The organism is Bacillus sp. P4_D3 (assembly GCF_056401855.1).
This window is the reverse complement of the sequence record NZ_JBFUIN010000369.1, coordinates 1-3,126: the sequence shown is the minus strand read 5'-3', so window position 1 is coordinate 3,126 and position 3,126 is coordinate 1. Positions and strand designations below refer to the sequence as shown.

The following is a 3,126-nucleotide window of genomic DNA, read 5'->3' as shown; positions in this document are numbered from 1 at the left end:
AGAGGGAAATGTGTTAAACGGAAATGATATAAAGGAAGCGATTAAAGGATGTGATATTGTAATTAGTGCTCTTGGAACTGATCGGAATGGGACGTTAGAGAAGAGTTTACCGATTATTATAAAGCAAATGGAAGAAGAGGGCATAAAGAAAATTGTTACAATAGGAACTGCTGGTATTTTACAAGCGCGAACAAACCCAAGTATATATCGTTTCCAATCAAAAGAATCGAAAAGAAAAATGACAACAGCTGCGGAAGATCACTTAGCTGCTTATAAAGCACTACATAACAGTAATTTATGTTGGACTGTTGTTTGTCCGACGCATTTAATAGATGGTGATGTAACAGGTGTATATCGAACTGAAAAAGATATGTTGCCAACAGATGGATCGAAAATCACAGTTGGTGATACAGCTCATTTTGCATGGAGTTTACGTAATAAAAGCTTATACGAGAAAAGCCGAGTAGGTATTTCATATTAAAAAACCATCCCAAAATAGGGATGGCTAAAAAATGATATAGCATACAAAGATGATAATCATAATGATTTGGAGAATGGCTTTGGCTACTGTACTACTTAAAAAACCGACTACAGTTGCAATTCCGACTAAAAGGGCGTCTTTTGGCGCCTTTTTATGCATTAGTTCCGTAATAAATACAGATAAGAACGGTATGATAATAAGCCCGAATGGTGGGAAGAAGAACGATCCGACAATGATAGAAACCATACCAACACGTTCGCCCGATTTTGTACTTCCGTATTTTTTTAGGRAGTATCCATTTGCAATAAAGTCAGCAACGAAAATGAAGAGTGTAAAAATGACTTGAATAATCCAAAAAGATGTCGTTAACTCTCCGCCATTTATTCCAAAATGATAAATGAAATAGCCAGCCCATACGGCAAGGATGCCAGGAATAATGGGGTAAATAAAGGCAAGAAATGAAACAATGAAACAAGCAATGATACAAATTGTTAGTAAAACAGTCACTTTATAACTCCTTTGTAGTATCTAATTTATGTACAGCAATCTTTTTAATTTGATGCCCATCAAGTTCTAATGCTTTAAATTGAAAACCATCATATTCAACTGAATAGCCAGCCTCAATATTTAAATCAATTGATTGAGAGAGAAGCCAACCACCAATTGTATCTAAATCACTTTCATCGATATGTAGGCCAAACATATCATTTACTTCAGAAATGAGTACTTTCCCATCTAAAACAGTAAGCTTAGGAGTACGCTTTTCAATCATTGGTGATTCGTCTGCGTCAAATTCATCTTGAATTTCTCCGATAATTTCTTCAAGAATATCCTCCATCGTTAAAAGGCCAGCAGTTCCACCGTATTCATCCATAACAATCGCCATTTGTACGCGGTTCTTTTGGAGGTGTATTAACGTTTTACGAATGGGAACTGTTTCAAATACAGTTAAAACAGGATGTATGTAAGCATCAAGTGGTTTGTAAATGCCTTTTGTTTGATTATGAAAAATCTCTTTCGTATTTATCATTCCGATAATATCATCTTTATCCTTTTCAATAATAGGATAACGTGTATACTTTTCAGTTGCAACGATTTTCATATTTTCTTCTAACGTATTTTCAGTAGATAAACAAACCATTTCAGTTCTAGGTACCATAATTTCTTTAGCAACACGATCATCAAATTCAAAAATATTATTTACATATTTATATTCGGTTTGATTAATTTCGCCGCTTTTATAGCTTTCACCTAAAATGAGTCGTAGTTCTTCTTCGGAATGAGCAAGTTCATTTTCTTTTGCAGGTTCTAAACCTAATAATTTAGTGAAAAATACAGCTGAACTATTCAGTAACCAAATGAATGGATACATAATTTTATCAAACAAAATAAGCGGTTTTGCAAATTTTAATGTGATTGCTTCAGCTTTTTGGATTGCGAAAGACTTAGGAACTAACTCGCCTAATACAACATGGAAAAAAGTAATCACACTAAAAGCAATAATAAAGGATAGCGTGTTAGCCATTGTTCCAGTAATATTGATTCTTTCAAATAGTGGTCGCAATAAATGCTCTACAGTTGGTTCACCAAGCCAACCAAGTCCTAAAGATGTGATAGTAATACCGAGCTGACAAGCAGATAAATAAACATCTAAATTAGATAAGACGCTTCTTGCAGCTAATGCTTGTTTATTACCTTCATTAGCAAGCTGGTCAATTCGACTTTTTCGTACTTTTACGACAGCGAATTCTGAAGCAACGAAAAAACCAGAAATAAGGATAAGTATAAAGATGAGAAAAATATTTAATATGTCCAAGTGTGTTCTTTACTCCTACTTTGGAATAAAGATGTCACCTCCTGCAATTATGTTATACTTTTATAATAAATCCAAATGAAAAGATTAGTCAAAGAAAATGGGTAAATAATGGTAGGTTTTAATAGTAGTTTTTTAATTTGCTGTTATTTTGTCCTCTATATAATAGGAATAACCGTCTACTTTTAATTTAAGTAGACGGTTATTCTATGTTATGGTTTCGAAATACTTCTAGTTAAAGTATACGTGTTCTGTTTAGGGTAGTTTGTTGTCCATAAAGCTTGGAGAAACGATAAGATGCTATATGGAATATAAAGTAGTAATAAACCAATCGTGACAACTATAGGTGCGCTTCCGCCAAATTGGACGATAAATTGTAATAGTCCGTTTGTATGAAAAATACATTCCATAAAAACGAATGAAAGAATAATGGAACTCAAAATAGATTTATGATTAGAAGTAAGCGCAATAAATAACGTATCAACAAGGAAAGATGAATTTTTTATTTCGTATTCATTAGTAATATTTAAGAACGGTAGCCATTTTTTAATTGCTTGCATAACGATTATCATAGAAGTGCTACATACGATGATAWAAGAGGAGAAGAAAGGAAACTTTATGAATTTCGCGATATAGAGAAGTGATAATAGGACTAAACATTGTAATATCACAGTGCCAAAAGAATACGGTATCCAGCGAAATAAAGAACTACACTTTTTTAATGAGTTTGGTGCTTTTAAAAATAGATGGCCAATTCCTAGACTTATAAAGAAACAGATTACAAGAGTGAATGTGAAACGAACGATCGATAAAAAATATATTTCCCATATGT

4 protein-coding genes are annotated in these 3,126 nt (G+C 33.1%); 1 reads left to right on the top strand and 3 read right to left on the bottom strand.

Going from position 1 to position 3,126, the window contains the following annotated elements:
- Window positions 1-481: NAD(P)-dependent oxidoreductase (locus AC1DTM_RS21200; RefSeq protein ID WP_477000803.1), on the top strand; the 481-nt coding region annotated here is incomplete at its 5' end.
- A gap of 24 nt (window positions 482-505) precedes the next feature.
- On the opposite strand, the gene AC1DTM_RS21195 is transcribed toward AC1DTM_RS21200, so the two are convergent.
- The 3 genes from AC1DTM_RS21195 to AC1DTM_RS21185 all read right to left on the bottom strand — a co-directional run.
- Entirely contained in the window at window positions 506-988 is a 483-nt protein-coding gene (locus tag AC1DTM_RS21195; protein WP_477000802.1) for a DUF456 domain-containing protein, read from the bottom strand.
- 1 nt (window position 989) lies between these two features.
- Window positions 990-2,297, bottom strand: coding sequence for a hemolysin family protein (locus AC1DTM_RS21190; RefSeq protein WP_002200762.1), 1,308 nt, complete (start codon window positions 2,295-2,297; stop codon window positions 990-992).
- A gap of 209 nt (window positions 2,298-2,506) precedes the next feature.
- On the bottom strand, window positions 2,507-3,126 hold a 620-nt coding region (locus tag AC1DTM_RS21185; RefSeq protein ID WP_477000801.1), incomplete at its 5' end, for a hypothetical protein.